At 70.3% G+C, this 19,659-nt stretch carries 21 protein-coding genes and 1 tRNA gene; 13 read left to right on the forward strand and 9 right to left on the reverse strand.

Translation table 11 applies throughout. The features are described from left to right. The 3 genes from VIR15_RS01520 to VIR15_RS01530 all read left to right on the forward strand — a co-directional run. A partial coding sequence (locus VIR15_RS01520; protein WP_331925705.1) for a TRCF domain-containing protein occupies positions 1 to 696 on the forward strand: 696 nt, incomplete at its 5' end. A 33-nt stretch (positions 697 to 729) separates the two neighbouring features. Further along, entirely contained in the window at positions 730 to 1,269 is a 540-nt protein-coding gene (locus tag VIR15_RS01525; RefSeq protein ID WP_331925706.1) for a hypothetical protein, read from the forward strand. Continuing rightward, positions 1,262 to 2,263: a nucleoside triphosphate pyrophosphohydrolase gene (locus VIR15_RS01530; protein ID WP_331925707.1), complete on the forward strand. Its 1,002-nt coding sequence runs from the start codon at positions 1,262 to 1,264 to the stop codon at positions 2,261 to 2,263. Before VIR15_RS01525 ends, VIR15_RS01530 begins: the two co-directional genes overlap by 8 nt. A gap of 83 nt (positions 2,264 to 2,346) precedes the next feature. On the opposite strand, the gene VIR15_RS01535 is transcribed toward VIR15_RS01530, so the two are convergent. Beyond that, a complete protein-coding gene (locus VIR15_RS01535) occupies positions 2,347 to 3,828 on the reverse strand; it encodes a sugar transferase (protein ID WP_331925708.1) in 1,482 nt (493 codons plus the stop codon). A 258-nt stretch (positions 3,829 to 4,086) separates the two neighbouring features. Between VIR15_RS01535 and eno the strand changes: the two genes are divergently transcribed. From eno to VIR15_RS01555, 4 genes are read left to right on the forward strand one after another with little or no spacing between them, the layout of a single operon-like run. Further along, positions 4,087 to 5,382: a phosphopyruvate hydratase gene (gene eno / locus VIR15_RS01540; RefSeq protein ID WP_331925709.1), complete on the forward strand. Its 1,296-nt coding sequence runs from the start codon at positions 4,087 to 4,089 to the stop codon at positions 5,380 to 5,382. Positions 5,383 to 5,412: 30 nt separating this feature from the next. Continuing rightward, positions 5,413 to 6,015 (forward strand): FtsB family cell division protein, encoded by a 603-nt coding sequence (locus VIR15_RS01545; protein WP_331925710.1) that lies wholly within the window; start codon positions 5,413 to 5,415, stop codon positions 6,013 to 6,015. After that, positions 6,012 to 6,596 carry a DUF501 domain-containing protein gene (locus tag VIR15_RS01550; protein WP_331925711.1) on the forward strand — a complete coding sequence of 195 codons (585 nt, stop codon included), beginning with the start codon at positions 6,012 to 6,014 and terminating at the stop codon, positions 6,594 to 6,596. The genes VIR15_RS01545 and VIR15_RS01550 overlap by 4 nt, the downstream gene beginning before the upstream one ends. Continuing rightward, on the forward strand, positions 6,589 to 7,554 hold the full coding sequence (locus tag VIR15_RS01555; RefSeq protein WP_331925712.1) for a Ppx/GppA phosphatase family protein: 966 nt from the start codon (positions 6,589 to 6,591) through the stop codon (positions 7,552 to 7,554). The genes VIR15_RS01550 and VIR15_RS01555 overlap by 8 nt, the downstream gene beginning before the upstream one ends. A gap of 22 nt (positions 7,555 to 7,576) precedes the next feature. Here VIR15_RS01555 and VIR15_RS01560 read toward each other — a convergent pair. Beyond that, positions 7,577 to 7,650 (reverse strand) — tRNA-Leu (locus tag VIR15_RS01560). Between the two features lie 163 nt (positions 7,651 to 7,813). Between VIR15_RS01560 and VIR15_RS01565 the strand changes: the two genes are divergently transcribed. Beyond that, positions 7,814 to 8,698, forward strand: coding sequence for a Bax inhibitor-1/YccA family protein (locus tag VIR15_RS01565; protein WP_331925713.1), 885 nt, complete (start codon positions 7,814 to 7,816; stop codon positions 8,696 to 8,698). 13 nt (positions 8,699 to 8,711) lie between these two features. Then, complete coding sequence (locus VIR15_RS01570) at positions 8,712 to 9,011, forward strand: hypothetical protein (protein ID WP_331925714.1); 300 nt, start codon at positions 8,712 to 8,714, stop codon at positions 9,009 to 9,011. A gap of 86 nt (positions 9,012 to 9,097) precedes the next feature. On the opposite strand, the gene VIR15_RS01575 is transcribed toward VIR15_RS01570, so the two are convergent. Continuing rightward, positions 9,098 to 10,321 (reverse strand): acetyl-CoA C-acetyltransferase, encoded by a 1,224-nt coding sequence (locus tag VIR15_RS01575; protein ID WP_331925715.1) that lies wholly within the window; start codon positions 10,319 to 10,321, stop codon positions 9,098 to 9,100. A 374-nt stretch (positions 10,322 to 10,695) separates the two neighbouring features. On the opposite strand from VIR15_RS01575, the gene VIR15_RS01580 reads away from it, so the two are divergent. Further along, positions 10,696 to 11,292 carry a hypothetical protein gene (locus VIR15_RS01580; protein ID WP_331925716.1) on the forward strand — a complete coding sequence of 199 codons (597 nt, stop codon included), beginning with the start codon at positions 10,696 to 10,698 and terminating at the stop codon, positions 11,290 to 11,292. Positions 11,293 to 11,343: 51 nt separating this feature from the next. Here VIR15_RS01580 and VIR15_RS01585 read toward each other — a convergent pair whose 3' ends face one another. Then, positions 11,344 to 12,423, reverse strand: a complete 1,080-nt coding sequence (locus VIR15_RS01585) for an SGNH/GDSL hydrolase family protein (RefSeq protein ID WP_331925717.1) — start codon at positions 12,421 to 12,423, stop codon at positions 11,344 to 11,346. 172 nt (positions 12,424 to 12,595) lie between these two features. Between VIR15_RS01585 and VIR15_RS01590 the strand changes: the two genes are divergently transcribed. Next, a complete protein-coding gene (locus tag VIR15_RS01590) occupies positions 12,596 to 13,966 on the forward strand; it encodes a cystathionine beta-synthase (protein WP_331925718.1) in 1,371 nt (456 codons plus the stop codon). 26 nt (positions 13,967 to 13,992) lie between these two features. On the opposite strand, the gene VIR15_RS01595 is transcribed toward VIR15_RS01590, so the two are convergent. Together VIR15_RS01595 and VIR15_RS01600 are read right to left on the reverse strand one after the other, a co-directional pair. Then, on the reverse strand, positions 13,993 to 14,559 hold the full coding sequence (locus VIR15_RS01595; protein ID WP_331925719.1) for an HhH-GPD-type base excision DNA repair protein: 567 nt from the start codon (positions 14,557 to 14,559) through the stop codon (positions 13,993 to 13,995). 175 nt (positions 14,560 to 14,734) lie between these two features. Next, positions 14,735 to 15,394 carry an IMPACT family protein gene (locus tag VIR15_RS01600; protein ID WP_331925720.1) on the reverse strand — a complete coding sequence of 220 codons (660 nt, stop codon included), beginning with the start codon at positions 15,392 to 15,394 and terminating at the stop codon, positions 14,735 to 14,737. A 63-nt stretch (positions 15,395 to 15,457) separates the two neighbouring features. Between VIR15_RS01600 and crcB (VIR15_RS01605) the strand changes: the two genes are divergently transcribed. Then, a complete protein-coding gene (gene crcB, locus VIR15_RS01605; RefSeq protein WP_331925721.1) occupies positions 15,458 to 15,961 on the forward strand; it encodes a fluoride efflux transporter CrcB in 504 nt (167 codons plus the stop codon). Beyond that, positions 15,958 to 16,347: a fluoride efflux transporter CrcB gene (gene crcB / locus VIR15_RS01610; RefSeq protein WP_331925722.1), complete on the forward strand. Its 390-nt coding sequence runs from the start codon at positions 15,958 to 15,960 to the stop codon at positions 16,345 to 16,347. The genes crcB (VIR15_RS01605) and crcB (VIR15_RS01610) overlap by 4 nt, the downstream gene beginning before the upstream one ends. 20 nt (positions 16,348 to 16,367) lie before the next feature. On the opposite strand, the gene VIR15_RS01615 is transcribed toward crcB (VIR15_RS01610), so the two are convergent. The 3 genes from VIR15_RS01615 to VIR15_RS01625 all read right to left on the reverse strand — a co-directional run bounded on the left by VIR15_RS01615 (position 16,368) and on the right by VIR15_RS01625 (position 19,600). Beyond that, entirely contained in the window at positions 16,368 to 18,035 is a 1,668-nt protein-coding gene (locus tag VIR15_RS01615) for a thiamine pyrophosphate-binding protein (RefSeq protein WP_331925723.1), read from the reverse strand. Positions 18,036 to 18,037: 2 nt separating this feature from the next. Then, positions 18,038 to 18,808 (reverse strand): cyclase family protein, encoded by a 771-nt coding sequence (locus VIR15_RS01620; RefSeq protein WP_331925724.1) that lies wholly within the window; start codon positions 18,806 to 18,808, stop codon positions 18,038 to 18,040. A gap of 102 nt (positions 18,809 to 18,910) precedes the next feature. Beyond that, a complete protein-coding gene (locus VIR15_RS01625; RefSeq protein WP_331925725.1) occupies positions 18,911 to 19,600 on the reverse strand; it encodes a sirohydrochlorin chelatase in 690 nt (229 codons plus the stop codon). Positions 19,601 to 19,659: the final 59 nt, after the last annotated feature.

Consider the following 19,659-nt stretch of genomic DNA (forward strand, 5'->3'; position numbering starts at 1 on the left):
ACGATTGCGCAGCACACCGATCTCGGCGCGGGCATGCAGGTCGCGATGAAGGACCTCGAGATCCGCGGGGCCGGCAACCTCCTCGGCGGTGAGCAGTCCGGGCACATCGCCGGCGTCGGCTTCGACCTCTACGTGCGACTCATCGGCGAGGCCGTCGCCGACTTCCGAGGCGACGCCGAAGAGGCGCCCGCCGAGATCAAGATCGAGCTGCCCGTCGACGCCCACCTGCCCCACGACTACGTGCCGGGCGAGCGGCTGCGCCTCGAGGCGTACAAGAAACTCGCGACGGTGGAGAGCCAGGAGGCGGTCGACGAGATCGAGGCGGAGCTGCGCGACCGCTACGGCCCGCCGCCCCAGCCGGTCGACAACCTTCTCGAGGTGGCCCGTCTGCGGGTCGTCGCGCGCAGGGCCCGGATCGGCGACATCGGAGTACAGGGCAAGTACGTCCGCTTCGGTCCCGTCAAGGACCTCCGGGAGAGCCAGCAGCTGCGCCTCATGCGGCTCTATCCCGGGACGATCGTCAAGGAGGCACTCGGGACGATCCTCGTGCCGGTTCCCACGACGGCTCGGGTCGGTGGCAAGCCGCTGCGCGACCTCGAGGTCGTCGGGTGGGCGCGGCAGCTCATCACGGCAGTGCTGCTCGACGACATCGCCGCCGCAGCCGGGGTGGCCTCCGCCGCCTCGAGCGCACCGTAAGATGTCACCCGGGTCCGCCAGAGGAGGAGTTCAGTGAAGGCAACGTCAGTCCGCGCCCGTTCATCGAAGCGCGTCGCAGCGGCCGCCCTGGTGGTGCTCGGTGCCGTCACCCTGCTCGCCGGCTGTGGATTCGAGACCAGGCAGCAGGGCGCCGCCGTCGTCAACGGCGAGGTGATCCACGAGGACCAGGTCGAGGAGACCGCGCAACAGCTGCACGAGGCCAAGTTCAACTTCCCGGAGAACATCGTGGTCACCGCTCTCGTTGCCTCGCCCCTGCTCCAGAACGCCCTCAGCGACTCAGGCGGCTGGCAGCCGGACGCGACCGCCGCCAGCGCTATCGCCGCGATTCCGGATGCGACCGACACGACAAAGGAGTTCATCAACACGGTCGCCCTGCTCCAGTCGGGCCAGCTGACCGAGAAGGACCTCGCCCGCTACCGCGAGAACCTCGACAAGGCCACGATCACGGTGAACCCTCGCTTCGGCCAGCTCGTCCGCTCGGAGGAGCCCCCCGTCTTCTTCACCATTGGCCAGCAGCGGCCCAACTGGATCCTCGCACCGGGCGGTGAGTGACGCGACGGACGAGATCGTCCGTGACGGGCGCCTTGTCCTGCTCCTCTCCACGCCTCGGGTCGCCCCCGGCGTACTCACCCGTGACGCGTGGACCGCGCTGTCACGCGCTCGGCAAGTGTGGGCCGCGCCGGACGAGCCGCAGGGCGAGGCGATCGCCGAGGCGGGCGTCGAGGTGATGGTGCGCGACCGATCGGACGTGCCCTCGCTTGCCCGTGAGCTCGTCAGCGCAGCAGCCACCGGCACGGCCGTGTGGATCGGCTCGTCCGACGGCGATCCCGGTCTCAACGAGGCCATCGCCACCGAGGTCAGCAGGCTGCCGGAGCCTCCGGACGTGGAGGTCCTCGTCGGATCCTTCGACCTGCCCGGGGCACGCCTGCTCGATGTGGTCGCGGTCATGGACCGACTGCGTTCCCCGGGCGGCTGCCCGTGGGACGCCCAGCAGACCCACGAGAGCCTGGTCCCCTACCTGCTCGAGGAAGCCCACGAGGCGATCGAGGCCCTCGAGTCCGGCGACACCGACCACATGCGTGAGGAGCTGGGCGACCTGCTCCTGCAGATCGCGTTCCACGCCCGCGTGGCCGAGGAGCACCCGACCGCACCGTTCGACATCGACGACGTCGCAGGCGGCCTCGTCGAGAAGCTCGTCCGCCGGCACCCCCATGTGTTCGCCGACGTCGACGCGCAGACCCCGGACGCCGTCGAGGCCAACTGGGAGACGATCAAGGCGGCGGAGAAGCAGCACCGCCTCCACCCCCTCGAGGGCGTGCCCGTCAGTCTCCCCGCACTCGCCCGCGCGGAGAAGTACATCGGCCGGCTCGAGCGGAACGATCGCGCGGATCTGCTCGACCTCGCCGAGTCGGCCGGTGGCCTCGGCGCGGAGCTGCTCGCGCTCGTGCGCCGGGCCAGGGCCTCAGGCGTCGACGCCGAGGGAGCCCTGCGCGAGACGCTGCGCCAGCTCGCCGAGGCGAGTGAGAGCCAGGCGAGACGCGACTGAGCGTGCGCGCTGAAGCGAGCTCAGCGGCATACGACCAATTCTTTTGATGCCGTATGCCGCTGGGCTGGCTGGGCGCGCACCGCTCAGTACGCGCCGCTTGAGCTGAACACGGCGCGCACCGTCTTGATGACGATGGACAGGTCCTGGACGATCGACCAGTTGTCGACGTAGTAGAGGTCCAGGCGCACTGTGTCCTCCCACGACAGATCACTCCGCCCGGACACCTGCCACAGGCCGGTCATGCCGGGACGGACGTGCAGACGCCGCTGGACGTCGGTGGAGTAGCGCCTGACCTCGGCGGGCAAGGCCGGCCGAGGGCCGACCAGGCTCATCTCGCCGGCGATGACGTTGAGCAGCTGGGGCAGCTCGTCGATTGAGTATCGGCGGATGAAGCGGCCGACACGCGTGATCCGGGGATCCTGCTGGGCCTTGAAGAGCAGGCCGTCGGCGTTCTGGTTCAGGTGTGTTACGGCGGACAACCGGGCCTCGGCGTCCACCACCATGCTGCGGAACTTCAGGCACTCGAAGAGCTCCCCGTCCCTGCCAACCCGGGTCTGCCGGAACAGGATTGGGCCGCGGTCCTGCAGCCAGATGGCAGCCGCAACGGCGAACATGAGGGGTCCGAGGATGATGAGGCACAGCGCCGCGCCGATGGCATCGAAGGCTCGCTTCAGGCCACGGCTGGCCCCGAGGCTCTGCGGTGGCTCGACGTGGACGAGGGGCAGGCCGCCGACGGGACGCATCATCACGCGGCCGGACGAGATGTCGCTGAGGCTCGGCACGACGGCCATCTGCACGTGATGGCCCTCGAGGTCCCAGGCGATGCGGCGGAAGTCGGTCGACGACCCGAAGGCTCCCTCGGTGAAGACGATGAGGTCGGCGGCGTTCTCGCGCGTCGCCAGTGCCGTCTCGGTGCTGAGGCCGACCACGGGCACCCCTCGCGGGGTCACCTCGACCTCGTCGGCCTGCGGCAGGAGGGCGCCGATGATCCGGTAGCCCAGCCACGACTCGCGGTCGAGGACCGCCGCGACCTCGTCGACGTGCTGGGCGGACCCCGCTATGAGCACCTTCGTCACGAGGTGGCCGCGGAGGTGGAAGCGATGGACGATTCGGCGGGCCGTCCAGCGCCACAAGAGCAGCAGAGGGACACCGAAGACGAACAGCAGGACGAAGAACCCGCGAGAGAGGTTGAACTTCGTCAGGTAGCTGATGATCCCGATCGCCCCGCCCGTGAAGCCCGCGGCCGCAAGGACTTTCGCGTACTCCGTCGTCCCGACGCCGAGGTGTCCGTGTCGGTACGTGCCAACTGCGTGATTGACGAGCATCCAGCCGAGAACGACCCAGGGGCCGACCGACTGGGCCACCTCGGTGACGTCGGCGGACTCGCGGAAGATGTCGAGGCGGTGCCTGCCGATGGCCGCGAGGGCCGTGGTCAGGACAATGACGGCGAGGTCCCCGCCCGCAATGCCCAGCTGGAAGAGCCGAATGCTCTTGGTCCGCTCGGTGCGCGGCTGGACGACCGGTCGCGCGGCGACAGCAAGCATCCGCAAGTCAGCCTCGTGCACGGACTGGACCATGTTCCAGAAATCTCCCCACCTTGGCGCTTTCGCGCCTGCCCTGACTGGACGCACGTCCCCCGCGACGACCCTCAGAGTATGACGGGATCCGGTGACGTCGTGTGGCAGAACCGGGAAATGGACGGTCCATCCTTCTTGTCCAGCTCGATCCTGAGAGGCTACCGGGTCGGTCATCGAGCGGTGCAGCGCAACGGGCTACGCTCGGGACGTACGCGCCCGACCGGTTCGACGACCACAGGAGCAACAGTGGCCACCATTGAGGAGATTGGCGCCCGCGAGATCCTCGACTCGCGCGGTAACCCGACCGTCGAGGTCGAGATCCGTCTCGACGACGGGACGTTCGCTCGGGCGGCCGTGCCGTCCGGCGCCTCGACAGGAGCCTTCGAGGCCTCCGAGCGACGCGACGGGGACAAGGGGCGCTACCTCGGCAAGGGGGTCGAGCAGGCCGTGGATGCCGTCATCGAGCAGATCAACCCGGGCCTTGTCGGCTTCGATGCGAGCGAGCAGCGGCTCGTCGACGCCGAGATGAAGGCTCTTGACGGTTCGGCCAACAAGGAGAACCTCGGGGCCAACGCGATGCTCGGCGTCTCCCTTGCCGTGGCCCACGCCGCGGCCGAGTCGGCTGGTCTGCCCCTCTTCCGCTACGTCGGCGGCCCGAACGCGCACGTCCTTCCGGTGCCGATGATGAACATCCTCAACGGTGGCTCGCACGCCGACACCAATGTCGACATCCAGGAGTTCATGGTCGCCCCGATCGGCGCGCCGACCTTCCGGGAGGCGCTGCGCTGGGGGACCGAGGTCTACCACTCGCTCAAGAAGGTGCTGCACGACCGCGGCCTGGCCACCGGCCTCGGGGACGAGGGCGGCTTCGCCCCGAACCTCGACTCCAACCGCGCGGCTCTCGACATCATCGTCGAGGCGATCACCGCCGCCGGTTACGTGCCCGGCAAGGACGTCGCGCTGGCCCTCGACGTCGCCGCGTCCGAGTTCCACCAGGACGGGTCGTACCAGTTCGAAGGGGCCGGCAAGTCGGCGGGCGAGATGATCGACTACTACGCCGACCTCGTCGACTCCTATCCGCTGGTCTCCATCGAGGACCCGCTCAACGAGGAGGACTGGGACGGCTGGAAGGCCATCACCGAGCGCCTCGGTGACCGGGTCCAGCTCGTCGGTGACGACCTGTTCGTCACCAACCCGGAGCGCCTCGCCCGGGGCATCGCGACGGGGACCGCCAACGCGCTGCTCGTCAAGGTCAACCAGATCGGCACGCTCACCGAGACGCTCGATGCGGTCGCCCTGGCCCAGAGCAACGGCTACCGCTGCATGATGAGCCACCGGTCCGGCGAGACCGAGGACGTCACGATCGCCGACCTCGCCGTCGCGACGAACTGCGGCCAGATCAAGACCGGCGCCCCGGCGCGCTCCGAGCGGGTCGCCAAGTACAACCAGCTGCTGCGCATCGAGGAGGAGCTGGACGACGCCGGCGTCTACGCGGGGGCCGGCGCCTTCCCGCGCTTCGACGCGTCCAGGTACGAGGGCTGAGCCGGACCGGCCCACCGACGTGGAGACCTGATGCCAGACCGCACCCCCCGCACCCCCTCCCGCTCGGGTGGCAACGGCCGCCAGCGGGCCCAACGGACCCGTCGCGGTCCCGCGGGCGGCGGGGGGCGGCAAGGATCCACGCGCACGCCTGGCCGCCCCAAGCAGGGCAGCGAGCGGCCCGCCCACGCAGCCAGGGCCCGCACCAGGCCGCCTGAGCCCCCATCCCAGTCGACGACGTGGGTACGCGGCGCGATCCTGCTGGGCATCGTCGTCATGCTGGCGGTGACCCTCGTGCCGACCCTTCGGTCCGTCATCCAGCAGAGCAACGACACGGTCGCCATGCAGGAGAGGGTGGAGCGGCAGCGGGCTACCGTGGAGGAGCTGACGAAGCAGGCTGCCCTGTGGAAGGACCCGCGGTACATCGAGGAGCAGGCTCGCGAGCGGTTGCGGTTCGTGCGAGTCGGTGACCGGGCCTACTCGGTGACCGGTCTCGAGAGCCAGCGTTCGCAGGAAGAGTCTGCGCAGGAGCCGGTCGTTGCGGCGCCGATGGCCAACGACTCGGCACCGTGGTACGGCAAGGTGTGGCAGTCCATCCAGATCGCCGACCGACCCACCGCGGGGCTGTCCCGATGACGGTTCCGGAGCCGGCCCACAAGGCCAACCCGCGTGCCGTCGACCCGGCTGACCTCGTCGCCGTCGAGAGGCAGCTCGGGCGACCTCCTCGCGGCGTGGCCGAGGTCGCCCATCGCTGCTTCTGCGGGGAGCCGGACGTCGTGCGGACCGAGCCGCGCCTACCGGACGGCACGCCCTTCCCCACCACGTACTACGCCACCTGCCCACGGTTGACCGGGGCGATCAGCACCTTGGAGACCGAGGGCGTCATGAAGGAGATGACCGCCCGCCTCGCCGAGGACGGGAAACTCCGCGCCGGCTACGAGCGGGCCCATGAGCAGTACCTGGCGAAGCGGGCCGAGCTCGGCGAGGTCCCCGAGATCGCTGGCGTGTCGGCGGGCGGGATGCCGACCCGGGTCAAGTGCCTCCACGTCCTCGTCGCGCACTCGCTCGCCGCTGGGCGCGGGGTCAACCCGCTGGGTGACGAGGCGCTCGCCATGCTCCCCGACTGGTGGGTGCCGACGTCGTGCGCCGCGATCCACGCGACAGAGGACGTGGAGGCCGAGCGCAGGGGGGCGGCCATGAGTGAGCACCATGAGTGAGGAGCTCGTGCGGGTCGGAGCCGTCGACTGCGGCACGAACTCCATCCGCCTGCTCGTCGCCGACATCGACCCCGCGACGGGAACGCTCGTCGACGTGCGGCGCCGGATGGAGATCGTGCGTCTTGGGCACGGAGTCGATCGCACCGGTGTCATCTCGGACGAGTCGATGCAGCGCACGCTGGACATGACGAGGACGTATGCCGCTGAGTGCCGTCAGCTCGGAGCGTCCCGTGTGCGTTTCGTTGCGACCTCCGCTTCGCGCGACGCGCGCAACGCGGCAACGTTCGTGGAGGGCGTCCGGTCCGCCTTCCACCAGCTCTGGGGCGCCGACGTCGTCCCGGAGGTCGTGAGCGGGGACGAGGAGGCGAGCCTGTCGTTCAGCGGAGCGACTGGCGGCCTGGCTGGACTGGGTGTCGCCGGTCCCTACCTCGTGGTCGACATCGGGGGCGGGTCGACCGAGTTCGTCCTGGGCACCGGCCACCTCGAGGCGGCCAGGTCAGTCGACGTCGGCTGCGTGCGGATGACCGAGCGCCATCTCCACACCGACCCACCGACCTCGGAGGAGATCGCGGCCGCCACCGCCGACGTGGATCGCGCGATCGACGAGGCGGCGGCCACGGTCCCGCTGTCCGGGGCGCACGCGCTCGTCGGCCTTGCCGGAAGCGTCACGACGATCACCGCACACGCGCTGCGCCTGCCCCGCTACGACCCGGAGGCGATCCACCTGTCGCAGCTGCCGGTCGAGCGGTTGACGCAGGCGTGCACGGAACTGCTCGACATGACGCGGGCCGAGCGTAGGGCGCTGCCGTACATGCACGCGGGCCGGGTCGACGTCATCGGCGCCGGCGCTCTCATCTGGCGGCGGATCATCGAGCGGGTCTCCGAGGTGGCGGGGGTGGCCGAGGCCATCACGTCCGAGCACGACATCCTCGACGGGATCGCTCTGTCCATCGCCTGACCCGCACGTGGGCGAGTGCCAGTACCCCCGCAGGGATTCGAACCCTGACTTGGGCGATTTTAAGTCGCCTGCCTCTGCCGGTTGGGCTACGGGGGCGGAGCCCTCAGTATGCCGTCCCGCACGGTCACGGTTCCGTCTCGTCCCGGCTCGAACCGAGGTCCCGGGAACTCCGACTGACACCTCGAACGCTTAGGGTAGTGACAAGTCGCCACGCCCATCGAGGGGCACGTGGCCCCAGGTGCTGGGGAGGCACGAACACATGGCAGGTGGAAACCCGGTCTTCGACCGGATCGACAAGCAGCTGCAGCAGGAGCGGTACGCCGGCTTCGGCGAGCCGCAGCGCGGGCGGCAGCAGGGCCCGATGGGCTCGACGCCGGGAGCAACCGCGGGCCACGCCGTGCAGGACGCCGTGACCGCGGACCAGCTCAACGACCTCTATGCACGTCAGGCCGCCGGTCCTGTCGACACGGGCCGCGTGACGCTCGACGACGTCATCGTCAAGAGCCTCGTGCTCTTCGTCATCACGCTCGCCGGCGCCGGCGTCTCGTGGTTCATGGTGGACGCCAACCCGAACCTCGTGTCACCGCTGTGGCTGGGCGGCATGTTCGGCACGCTGATCCTCGGCTTCGCGATGATGTTCATGAAGAACATCCCGACGCCGCTCTACTTCGTCTACGCCGCGGTCCAGGGCGTGTTCGTCGGTGCGTTCAGCTACTTCCTCGCCTCGGCCTACGGCGCCGACCTGGTGCTCACGGCGGTGGTCGCCACGCTCTGCGTGTTCGTGGCCATGTACGCCGGCTACGCGACCGGCCTGATCAAGGTGACCGAGAAGTCCCGGCGCATCTTCATCTTCATGATCGCCGGCTACGCGCTCTTCTCGCTCATTCAGGTCGTCCTCCTGATGACCGGAGTCATCAGCGGCTGGGGCTTCGGTGGCAGCGGCATGCTCGGCATCGGCCTCAGCCTCCTCGGCGTCGGCCTCGCGTCCTACTCGCTGGCCGTCGACTTCGACTCGATCGACAACGCCGTCCGCCTTGGCGCGCCGCAGAAGTACTCGTGGCTGCTCGCGCACGGCCTCATCGTCACGCTCGTGTGGCTCTACATCGAGATCGCCCGCCTGCTCGCGCGCATGCGCGACGGGTGACGATCAAGCAGCCGTGAGGTCGCCTGTTCCGCAGGAGGTCTCCGACGAGTTACGGCGCGTGGTCGAGCGGTGGCGTCAGCTGCCGCTCGACCACGCGCTTTCCCGTATGCCGCTGACCTCGGCTCTCGTTCAGCGGCTCGCTGATCGCGTCGCCGGGTTGCGCGGCACACCGGCTCGGCCGGTGCCCGACCTCGGGCCCGCGACGGTGATGGACCAGCTGACGGTCATGGTCTACGACCTCTTCGCCACCCAGCCCGACGCGGAGGTCACTGACGTGGTGAGCGAGCTCAGCGGCATACGACACAGCCTCTGACGCAACACACCCGCTTACCGCGCGCTCCCACCTGCTGCAGCAGGGGGTCGCACGCGATAAGCGGGTGTGTTGCGAGAGGGGTGGGCTCAGGAGAGGCGTTCGAAGATGACCGCCATGCCCTGGCCGCCGCCGACGCACATCGTCTCGAGGCCGAACTGCTCGTCCCGGTCGCGCAGGGCGTTGATGATCGTCCCGGTGATGCGCGCGCCGGTGGCCCCGAAGGGGTGGCCGATGGCGATGGCGCCACCGTTGACGTTGAGCTTGTCGTAGTCCATGCCGATCTGGTCCGCCGACCCGATGACCTGCGCCGCGAACGCCTCGTTGATCTCGTAGAGGTCCATGTCCCCGATCGACATGCCGGCCCGCTTGAGGGCGAGGTTGACGGCGTCGACCGGCCCGAGGCCCATGATTTCGGGGGAGAGGGCGGTCGCCGCGGTCGATACGACGCGGGCGAGCGGCTCGAGGCCGAGCTCCTTGGCCTTCGTGTCGCTCATGACGACCAGGGCGGCGGCGCCGTCGTTGAGCGGGCAGCAGTTGCCGGCGGTGACGGTGCCGTTCTCACGGAAGACCGGGTTGAGCGCCTGGACCGCCTCGAAGGTGACCCCCGGGCGGGGGCCGTCGTCCTTGGTCACGACCGTGCCGTCCGGCGTGGTGATCGGCGTGATCTCCCAGTCGAAGAAGCCGCGCTTGATGGCGGCCTCGGCGCGGTTCTGCGAGGTGACGCCCCACTCGTCCTGCCGGTCGCGGCCGATCCCGTAGGCGGTGGCCACGTTCTCGGCCGTCTGGCCCATCGCGATGTACACATCGGGAAGCTCGCCGTCCTCGCGGGGGTCGTGCCACCTCTCGTTCGTCTCCGCGGTGCGCTTCGTGCGGGCCTGAGCGGCATCGAACTTCGGGTTGCGGTCGCCCTCGCTGGCGCCGCCGGCCCCGGCGAACCCGACGTACTGCGACACGCACTCGACGCCGGCCGAGACGAAGATGTCGCCCTCGCCGGCCTTGATCGCGTGGAAAGCCATCCGCGTCGTCTGCGCGGAGCTCGCGCAGAACCGGTTGACCGTGGCGCCCGGCGTGCCGTCCAGGTCGAGGAGCGTCGCGACGACCTTGGCCATGTTGGACCCGTGGCGGTGCGACGGCTCCGCGCAGCCAAGGTAGATGTCCTCGACGAGGGACTTGTCAAGGGCAGGGATCTTGTCGAGCGCCGCCTGGATGACCGTGGCGGCCAGGTCGTCGGGGCGCACATCCTTGAGCGAGCCCTTGAAGGCGCGCCCGAACGGCGAGCGGGCGGTCGAGACGATGACGGCTTCGGTCACGGTGTCCTCCTGCGGACGGCTGTGTCTGCGGGCACCCGGAGGTAAGCGGGCGCTCAGTTCCACCCGATGGTATGCCGCTGGGCCGCGTCCGCGACACCCGCAGCCCTATGGTGTGCGTCTCGTCACGGCAAGCCCCCGAAGTTGTTCACTCGATCGGGAGGCGGTCCGGGCGGCCCTGGATCGATCGAGTGAACAGCTTTCGGGGCCCCGGGTTAGGGTGATCAGCGATGAGCGCGACGACCCGACCCCCCCTTCGCAGCCGCGTCGCCGTAGTTGTCGGCGCGGCTGTGCTTGGACTCCTCGCGGCGTGCACGACGTCCACCGCTCCTCCGCCCAGCTCAACGGCGTCGGCGTCGGCGACTGCCACGCCCAGCGTGCCAGCGCCCAGCGCGGCCGAGATCCTCGAGAAGGCCAGGGCGAACGCGGTCAGTGCGAGTTCGGCAGCCTTCACCGGTCGGATCGAGCAGGACGGCACCGAGATGGTCATCGACTTCAAGGGCACGAGCGACGGCTCGAGCGCTGACGTCACCCTGCACCTCCAGGACCAGGGCAAGGTGCGGGTCATCTCTGCGGCTGATGAGGTGTACCTCCAAGGTGACGCGCAGTTCTGGAAGTCCCAGGGCCTGCCTGCACCGCCTGCGGCCGACAAGTTCGTCAAGGCACCCGTCGCGGCCGAGGAGCTCACGCAACAGCTCAGCCTCAACTCCTTCCTCGACGAGGCGTTCAATGCCGTGACGCCATCGCAGTTGTCCGACACCGTGGGTTCCGAGACGGTGGGCGGGGTCGACGCCTGGGTGATCACCGACGCCAAGGGCCAGGCCGAGGGAGCCCTCTACGTGTCGAAGTCGAAGTTCGAGATCGTCCGCTTCACGGGCTCGTCGACGAGTCCCGGAGAGCTCGACTTCTCGCGCTGGAACGAGGACCTGGGCATCAAGGCGCCCCCAGCGGACCAGGTCGCGCCGCTGGGCTGAGGAGGAAGTGTGCTGCCACACGAACGGTCTGCTGTTCGTTTGGCAGCACAGTCAGCGACGAGGCGCGATCTCTGGATCCGTCTCGACCACACCCGCGGCGACCGGCTCGTCCTCGCGCACCGGGTCGGCTTGCGGCACCGCGATCGTCGGCCGGAGCCGGCGACGGATCATCGCCCAGCGGCCATGGACACCGCGGGCCTGGCCGCCCACCTCGGCCGGAGCCACCTCGGTCCCGGGGTTGGCCACCGCCCGGCTCGCTGCAACGGCAACCGGCCCGACGCCCTCGCCCCGCCACGGGCTCGGCCGAGTCGGAGCGCTGCGCTCGCCGAAGAGGTCGAGCGCTGCACTCACCGAGGGCAGGAGGGCCGCGGCCACCCGGGCGTAGCCGGCTGGACTCGGGTGGAACCGGTCCGGGCTGAACATCACGTGCGGCTCGGCCGAGAAGGCCTCGCTCAGCAGGTCGCCGACCGACACGGCGCGCCCACCGGCCTCGACCACGGCCACGGTCTGGGCGGCCGCGAGGTCTCGCGACCACCGCCGCGCGAGGTAGCGCAGGGGCTGAGGCAGCGGCTCGATCGCACCGAGGTCGGGACAGGTGCCCACGACGACCTCCGCGCCCGCGTCGCGCAGCCGCCGGACGGCCATCTCGAGGTGCCGGACGGCCAGAGAACGCTCGATCCGGTGCGTCACGTCGTTGGCGCCGATGAGGATGACGGCGATGTCGGGGCTGGCGACGCGCTCGAGTGCCCGGTCGACCTGGCCGCCGAGGTGGAGCGACTCGGCGCCGATGATCGCAACGTTCGTCAGCTCGACCGGACGACCACTGAAGGCGGCCACTCCATTCGCGACGGTCGCCCCGATCGTCTGTCTGGCGTGCTCCGCGCCCATACCGGCGCCGGTCGAGTCGCCCAGCACGACGAGGCGGATCGGCGCTCCGTGGCCAAAGCCATAGGTCCCTTCGTCGTCCGGTGCCCCGTCGAAGTGCTGGCCCACGATCCGACGGGCCATCAGCGCCTCGATCCGGAGCAGGCCGTAGCCGGCGAGCCCGAGGGCACCCAGCCCAGCGGCGCCCACACCGCCGCCGAACGCAGCGGTCTGGGCGATCTTCCGAGCGCGTCGTGCGCGGCTCATGCAGAACCCCCTCATGGTGGAGCTAGTCCCGGTAGAACCCGGTATCACCGTAACGCGTGGGGCTGACGGGGAATGCCAACCCGGCAACGCAGGAAGGGCAGTGGCGAGCGGAAGCGAGCTCAGCGGCATACCTCCTCGCCGTCTCGCCGACAGCGCGACCTAGGATGATGCGGTGAAGTACGCAGAGCACATCTCCGACCTCGTCGGCAACACGCCCCTCGTCAAACTGAGCTCGGTCGTCGAGGACGCCGGCGTCAGGTGCACCGTGCTGGCCAAGATCGAGTACTTCAACCCGGGCGGCTCGGTCAAGGACCGCATCGCGCTGCGCATGATCGAGGCGGCGGAGGATGAGGGACTGCTCAAGCCCGGGGGCACGATCGTCGAGCCGACGAGCGGCAACACGGGCGTCGGGCTCGCGCTGATCGCCCAGCGGCGCGGGTACTCGTGCATCTTCGTCTGCCCCGACAAGGTCAGCCAGGACAAGCAGGACGTCCTCAAGGCCTATGGCGCGGAGGTCGTCGTCTGCCCCACCTCGGTCGCCCCCGACCACCCCGACTCCTACTACAGCGTCTCGGACCGGCTCGTCAAGGAGATCGACGGGGCCTGGAAGCCGAACCAGTACTACAACCCCGAGGGGCCGAACAGCCACTACGCGACGACCGGCCCGGAGATTTGGGGCGACACCGACGGCCGCGTGACCCACTTCATCGCCGGCGCGGGGACCGGCGGCACGATCAGCGGCACCGGGCGGTACCTCAAGGAGGTCAGCGACGGTGCGGTGCGGATCATCGCTGCTGACCCCGAGGGCTCGGTCTACAGCGGCGGCACCGGGCGGCCCTACCTCGTCGAGGGCGTCGGTGAGGACTTCTGGCCGGGCGCCTACGACCCCTCGGTCGTCGACGAGGTCATCGCCGTGTCCGACGCCGACTCGTTCGACATGACGCGGCGCCTCGCTCGCGAGGAGGGCCTGCTCGTGGGTGGCTCCTGCGGCATGGCCGTCGTCGCGGCTCTCCGGGCCGCGAAGGACCTCCCGGAGGACGCCGTGGTCGTGGTGCTCCTGCCCGACTCGGGCCGCGGCTACATGTCCAAGATCTTCAACGACGAGTGGATGTCGTCCTACGGCTTCCTCCACGACCACGACGAGCAGACCGTCGGCGAGGTGCTCCGCACGAAGTCCGGCGAGATGCCGGCCCTCGTCCACACCCACCCCAACGAGACGATCCGCGACGCCGTCCACATCCTGCGCGAGTTCGGTGTGTCACAGATGCCGGTCGTCAAGGCGGAGCCGCCCGTCATGTCCGGTGAGGTGGCCGGATCCGTCAGCGAGCGGGCGCTCATGGAGGCCCTCTTCACGGGGCAGGCGCACCTGTTCGACTCGGTCGAGAAGCACATGGAGCCCGGCCTGCCCCTCGTCGGCTCCGGCGAGCCGGTCGGCGCCGCCCGGGACGAGCTTGAGAAGTCCGACGCGATCCTCGTCGTCGAGGACGGCAAGCCGGTTGGCGTGCTGACCCGGGCCGACCTGCTCGGCTTCCTCGCTGACTGACGCGAGAGGACTGAGTCACACGTGACTCAGTCCTTGAGGGCGGCCTTCTTCGCCTTCTTGTACTCCCGCACCTTGACGCGCGACTCGTCGTCGACGACGTCCGCGATCGAGCGGTGGCCCGGCTTGCCGTAGTCGCCGGTCGCCTCCTGCCACCCGGGCGGCGCCACGCCGAACCGCTTGGCGAGCAGCGCGGCGAAGATCTTCGCCTTCTGGTCGCCGAAGCCGGGCAGGCCGCCGATGCGCCTGACCAGCTCGGCTCCGGACTCCGCGCCGGCCCAGATGGTGGCGGCGTCACCATCCCACTCGTCGACGATCGCCTGGCACAGCTGCTGGGTGCGCTGGGCCATGGACCCCGGGAAGCGGTGCAGCGCCGGAGGGGTGCGGAAGTACTCGAGCAGCGTCTCCGGCGGGAGTGCCGCGATGGTGGCCGCGTCGAGGTGGTCCGCGCCCATCCGCTGGGCGAGGACGCTCGGGCTCGTGAACGCCTTCTCCATCGGGATCTGCTGGTCGAGCTGCATGCCGAGCAGGAGGGCGAGGGGGTCCCGCTCCAGCAGGGCGTTGCCTTCGTCGGTCGTCGCGAGGTGCAGTGCCATGACCACCATCTTGTCGTATGCCGCCGAGCTCGCTCCCGCACGCCCGCTCGCTCCCAGCCCTCCCGCCCTCCACCCCGCAACAGACCCGCTTGTCGAGCGCCGACCCCTGCTGTAGCCGGGGTTGCCAGTCGATAGGCGGGTGTGTTGCGGACAGGGACGATGGTCAGGCCGATGGTCAGGGGCGGTGGGGGTCGGTATCGACCCAGGTGGTCGCGCCTGCCGTGACCGCGGCGGCGCCCGAGGTGAGGGACGCGACGAAGCCGGCCAGCTCGTCGAAGCCGTCGGGCTCGACGCCTGCGATGATGCGCACCCCGGTCGCCAGGTAGTCGACGGTGATCACCGTCGTGCCGGGGTGGCCGCGGAGGGCGTTCTCGACGCGTGGGCCATCGGCGTGATTCACCTCGACGAGTGCCTCGACCCGCAGCTCGCGCGTCACGAGGGACGCAGCGTCGAGTCCGGCGCTGACCGCATCGCCGTAGGCCCGGATGAGGCCGCCGGTGCCGAGCAGGACACCGCCGAACCACCGTGTCACGACCGCCACGACATCGCTCACCCCGCGCCCTCGCAGGACCTCGAGCATGGGCGCGCCGGCGGTCCCGGACGGTTCGCCGTCGTCGTTGCTCCGCTGGATCGCCCCGTCCGGTCCGAGGATGAACGCCGTGCAGTGGTGCCGAGCCTCGCGGCTGCGCGACCGGACCGCCTCGATGAACTCGCGGGCCGCCTCCTCCGTCTCCACGCGCTCGACGTCGCAGACGAAGCGCGACCGCCGCACCTCGATCTCGGCACTGGACCGACCCGCGATGGTCAGGTAGGAGCGGAGCGAGCTCAGCGGCATACCCTTTCATCGGCGTGGACAGCGGGACGCCACGAGTATGCCCGTCGGCACGAAAGGACACGAATGGGCTCACACCCGGCGCACGGTCCCGTGCACGGCCCGGTCGACCCCGACGTCACGCCCGATGACGTGCGGACGAGCCAGGTCGACCACGCGCTCGTGCGCGACCGCCTCGACGTGCTCGGGGTCATCGCGGCCGGCGGCGCGCTCGGTGCGGCGGCGCGGTACGCGGCGGGCGAGCTGTGGCCACACGCAGCCGATGCTGTCCCATGGGGGACCTTGGGAGTCAACGTGATCGGCTCCCTCCTGCTCGGGTTGCTCATGTTCTACGTGACCGACGTGTGGCCGCCGCGACGGTATGTCCGGCCGTTCCTCGGCGTCGGCGTGCTCGGGGGGTTCACCACGTTCTCGACCTATGCGCTCGAGACACGGACATTGCTCGCCCAGGGCCAGGCGGGCCTCGCTCTTGCCTATCTCGTCGGGACCCTCGTACTGGCTCTCGGCGCCGTGGTGCTGGGCGCGCTCCTGGGTCGCGCGCTGACCCGGACCCGGAGGTCGGGGCCGTGACGCTCGTGCTCGTGCTGATCGGCGGCGCCGTGGGAGCGCCGCTGCGGTATGTGACGGACCTGGCGGTGCAGCGGTGGCACGGGGGCCGGTTCCCCTGGGGGACGCTGGTCGTCAACGTGTGCGGCTCGTTGCTGCTCGGCATCCTGCTCGGCGCCGCGGCGTCCGGGCCGTCTGGAGCAGCTGACGCGGCGTCGGCCGGGGTCCTCGCTCTCGTCGCGACGGGGTTCTGCGGGGCCCTGACGACGTACTCGACGTTCAGCTTCGAAACGGTTCGGCTCATCGAGGACGGCGCCTTCGCCGCGGCCCTTGGCAACGTGTTGCTCAGTCTGGGGTGTGGGCTCGGGACGGGCGCCCTCGGCTGGGCGTTGGCGCAGGCGGTGCTCTGAGCCTCGGCCGAGTCAGCCTCTCAGTGGCCGCGGAAGGCCTCCTCGAGCCACCAGGACGGCTGGTCGCCGCGGACCTTGGCATCGATGAGCAGGGCAGTGTCGCGGGGCCCCTCGACCCAGGCCCGGACGGCGTGGAGGTCCTCCGTTGTCCGCACCGTCACCCCGGTGAAGCCGTAGCCGCGGGCGATCGCTGCGATGTCCGTCTCAGGGAAGGTGACGGTATCCATGGGATGCCCGCCCGGCGCAAAGTGGTGGACCTCCGCCCCGTAGGCCTCGTCGTTGTAGACCACGACGACCATCGGCAGGCCGAGACGACGAACCGTGTCGAGCTCGGCCACGCTCATCATGAGACCTCCGTCGCCGACCGCAGCGACGGGGAGCCGGTCAGGCTGCGCCAGCGCCGCTCCGATCGTCGTGGACAGGCCCAGCCCGATCGACTGGAACGCCTGGGTGAAGCAGAAGCCCCGCTCGTCCGGAACCCGCAGGAACATGCTCGGGTAGCCCATGAAGTTGCCGGAGTCCACGCCGAGGACGCGCCGGGTCGGCAGAAGGTCGTCCAGGGCGATGGTCAGCGTCCGCGGGTCGATCTGGTCAGCAATGCTCCTGTCCTCGAACGGCACATCGCGCCAAGCCAGCTCGCGGGCGAGGCGTGCGGCGAGCTCCGGCGAGCGGTAACCCGCTCGTCCGGCGGCCCCGGATCCGAGCTCTTCCTCCAGCAGGGCCTCGTCCACGGCCGCGGCCGTCAGCGCGACATCGCCGTGGACTCCGAAGGCCAGCTCACGGTGCGCTCCCAACGCATCCGCCGTGTCGTCCACCTGCACCACCGTGGCGCCGGGCGCGATCAAGGTGCCGTGCCGCATCGTCCACATGTTCAGGGCACACCCCCACCCCACGATGAGGTCGGCGCCGTGGATCAGCTCGGCTGCCAGCGGGGAGGCGAACCCGCCCGACACGTCCAGCGAGAACGGCTCGCCGACGAAGAGACCCTTGGCCACCGCTGACGTCGCGAGCAGCGCGCCCGACCGCTCCCCGAGCGCGATGAGCGCATCGCGGGCCGCGTGCGAACGGGCCCCGCGGCCGGCCACGAAAACCGGCCTCGACGCGGCGGACAGCGTGGCGGCCAGCCGTTCCACCTCGGTGGGTGACGGGGTTGGCGGCGCTGGCGCCTGCGGCAGCTCGATCCTCCCGGTCGACTGCCCGTCCGGCAGCTCGAGGGCCTGGATCTCGAGCGGGAGGTTGAGCACCACCGTGGCGCGCTGGTGCACTGCCGTGGCGACCGCCTCAACCGTGTCGGCGACGGCGGTCTCGGCCGAGGTCACGCGCCGCGCCACCGCGCCTACGGCCGCGGCCAACCCCGACTGGTCAACGTAGAAGTTGGACCGCGGCTGGGTCGCCTCGGCGGTGACCACGACGAGGGGCGTCCGTGACTTGGCGGCCTCCGCGATCCCGGTCATCGCATTGGTGAGGCCACATCCCTGATGCACGGTCAGGGCCGCGGGACGACCGCTCGTGCGCGCATAGGCATCGGCCATCGTCGCGCCGCCGCCTTCGTGCCGGCTCGCGACGAACCGGGCCCCGGCGGCCACCATCGCGTTGGTCACGTGAAAGTTGCCGGATCCCACGACTCCGAAGACGTGGTCGACCCCGGCCGCGACCAGTGCCCGCCCCACCGCCTCGGCGACGAGCACAATCAGTCCTCGACGAGGGCGAGCACCCGTACCGGCGACCCCGAGCCACCGACGATCTTGAGCGGCGACGCGACGACCACCGCACCGACAGGGGGCAGCCGGTCGAGGTTCTGCAACTGCGCGAGGCCGTACTTGCCAGCGCCCAACAGGAACGAGTGACACGGAAAGGCGGGGTCGAACGAGTGCGCGGCCCCGGCATCGGTCCCCACGGTCTCGACGCCGATGCCCTGCAACGGCGACTCCTGCGCCACCCAACGGGCACAGTCGACGGACATACCGGGGCTGGACGGACCGGTGTCCGTCCGGTTGATCATCTCCTCCTGCGTGACCCGGCCCGACCATCCCGTGCGGCAGAGCAGCCAACCGCCCTGCGGCAGAGGACCGTGCTCGGTGGCGAAGGCCTCGATGTCGGCGACCTCGATGAGGAAGTTCGGGTTCTCCTCGACCCGCGACGTGACGTCGAGGACGACGGCGGGAGCCACGAACGCCGAGAGCGGAACCGTCGCGATGTCGTCCCTGTCCTTGCCACTGACCCAGTGGATCGGCGCGTCGAAGTGGGTCCCCGTGTGCTCGCCGGTGTGGAAGTTGTTCCAGTACCAGGCCGGTCCCCGGTCGTCGTAGCGGCTGATCTCCTCGAGCTCGAACCGGGCCGTCTGCCCCAGTTCTGGCGGCAGCTCGAGCAGTGGCGTGTCGCTCGACAGCGGTGCGGTGAGGTCGATGACTCGGACGGCGCCGGAGGCCAGTGCGGCGGTGAGGTCGGACAGGACGGGCATGTGCGGCTCCTCGTTGAGCGGTTCTGCGCCGCAGCGGCGCTCATTCCCCGACCGTAGGGCCAACCGGAGACAGTGCCAACCCCCACGACCTCGACCCAGGGACTACGTTCCCTGGGTGCCTTCGTAGCGGTCGAGGACGAGGTCCACGAGCTCCGCGGGTGCCGGTTCGGTGGGGACGAGGAGCGGCGTGGTCACGACGTCCGCGCCGCAGTTGGCCGCGAGGTCGGCGAAGTACCCGGGCGCCAGCAGGTACGTGGCGACGACGACTCGCGCCCCTCCCTCGCGTGCCCGGGTGACCGCTGCGTCCAGACGCGGCTCCGCCGCCGAGAGGTATGCCGCTGAGCTTGCTCCGCCGATGATGTGACCGAGCGCTTCGGCCACGTCTCGACAGTCCTCGACCGCCCGTGTGTCGGAGCTTCCGGCCGCGGCGACGATGACGGTGTCGTCGTCGCGCAGGCCGGCGTCGAAGAGCCGGGTCGCGAGCAGCTGTGCGATGCGTGGATCCGGGCCGAGCGCGGCGGCGAGCGTCGCGTCGGGGTGGGCGGCGACTGCCTCGGCCAGGTCGACGTGGACGTGGTAGCCCGCGGAGAGCAGCAGCGGCACGACCCGGGCCGGCCCACCGTCGAGGTTCTCGAGCACCGCAGTGACGCGCGGCTCCTCGACGTCGACGAAGGCAGCCCGCACGTCGAGATCCGGGCGGCGCGCCGCGACGGCAGAGACCAGACCCGCAACCGAGGCCTGTCCGGCGGGGGAGCTCGTCCCATGGGAGCAGGCGATGAGGACGGGGCGCACGCCTCAACTCTGGCACGCGCCCGCCGACCGACCCCAGTCCGCCCCTGATCGAGTGAACA

This window comes from Intrasporangium sp., assembly GCF_036566125.1.
Lineage (GTDB): Bacteria > Actinomycetota > Actinomycetes > Actinomycetales > Dermatophilaceae > Intrasporangium.

What these genes read in the sequence shown, in the direction of transcription:
- VIR15_RS01545 (WP_331925710.1), top strand. Translation starts at nt 5,413, where the DNA reads ATGCCAGACCGCACCCCCCGCACCCCCTCCCGCTCGGGTGGCAACGGC.
- VIR15_RS01620 (WP_331925724.1), bottom strand. Translation starts at nt 18,808, where the DNA reads ATGCCCGTCCTGTCCGACCTCACCGCCGCACTGGCCTCCGGCGCCGTC.
- VIR15_RS01555 (WP_331925712.1), top strand. Translation starts at nt 6,589, where the DNA reads ATGAGTGAGGAGCTCGTGCGGGTCGGAGCCGTCGACTGCGGCACGAAC.
- VIR15_RS01600 (WP_331925720.1), bottom strand. Translation starts at nt 15,394, where the DNA reads ATGCCGCTGAGCTCGCTCCGCTCCTACCTGACCATCGCGGGTCGGTCC.
- VIR15_RS01565 (WP_331925713.1), top strand. Translation starts at nt 7,814, where the DNA reads ATGGCAGGTGGAAACCCGGTCTTCGACCGGATCGACAAGCAGCTGCAG.
- VIR15_RS01550 (WP_331925711.1), top strand. Translation starts at nt 6,012, where the DNA reads ATGACGGTTCCGGAGCCGGCCCACAAGGCCAACCCGCGTGCCGTCGAC.
- VIR15_RS01595 (WP_331925719.1), bottom strand. Translation starts at nt 14,559, where the DNA reads ATGGCACTGCACCTCGCGACGACCGACGAAGGCAACGCCCTGCTGGAG.
- VIR15_RS01585 (WP_331925717.1), bottom strand. Translation starts at nt 12,423, where the DNA reads ATGAGCCGCGCACGACGCGCTCGGAAGATCGCCCAGACCGCTGCGTTC.
- crcB (WP_331925721.1), top strand. Translation starts at nt 15,458, where the DNA reads ATGGGCTCACACCCGGCGCACGGTCCCGTGCACGGCCCGGTCGACCCC.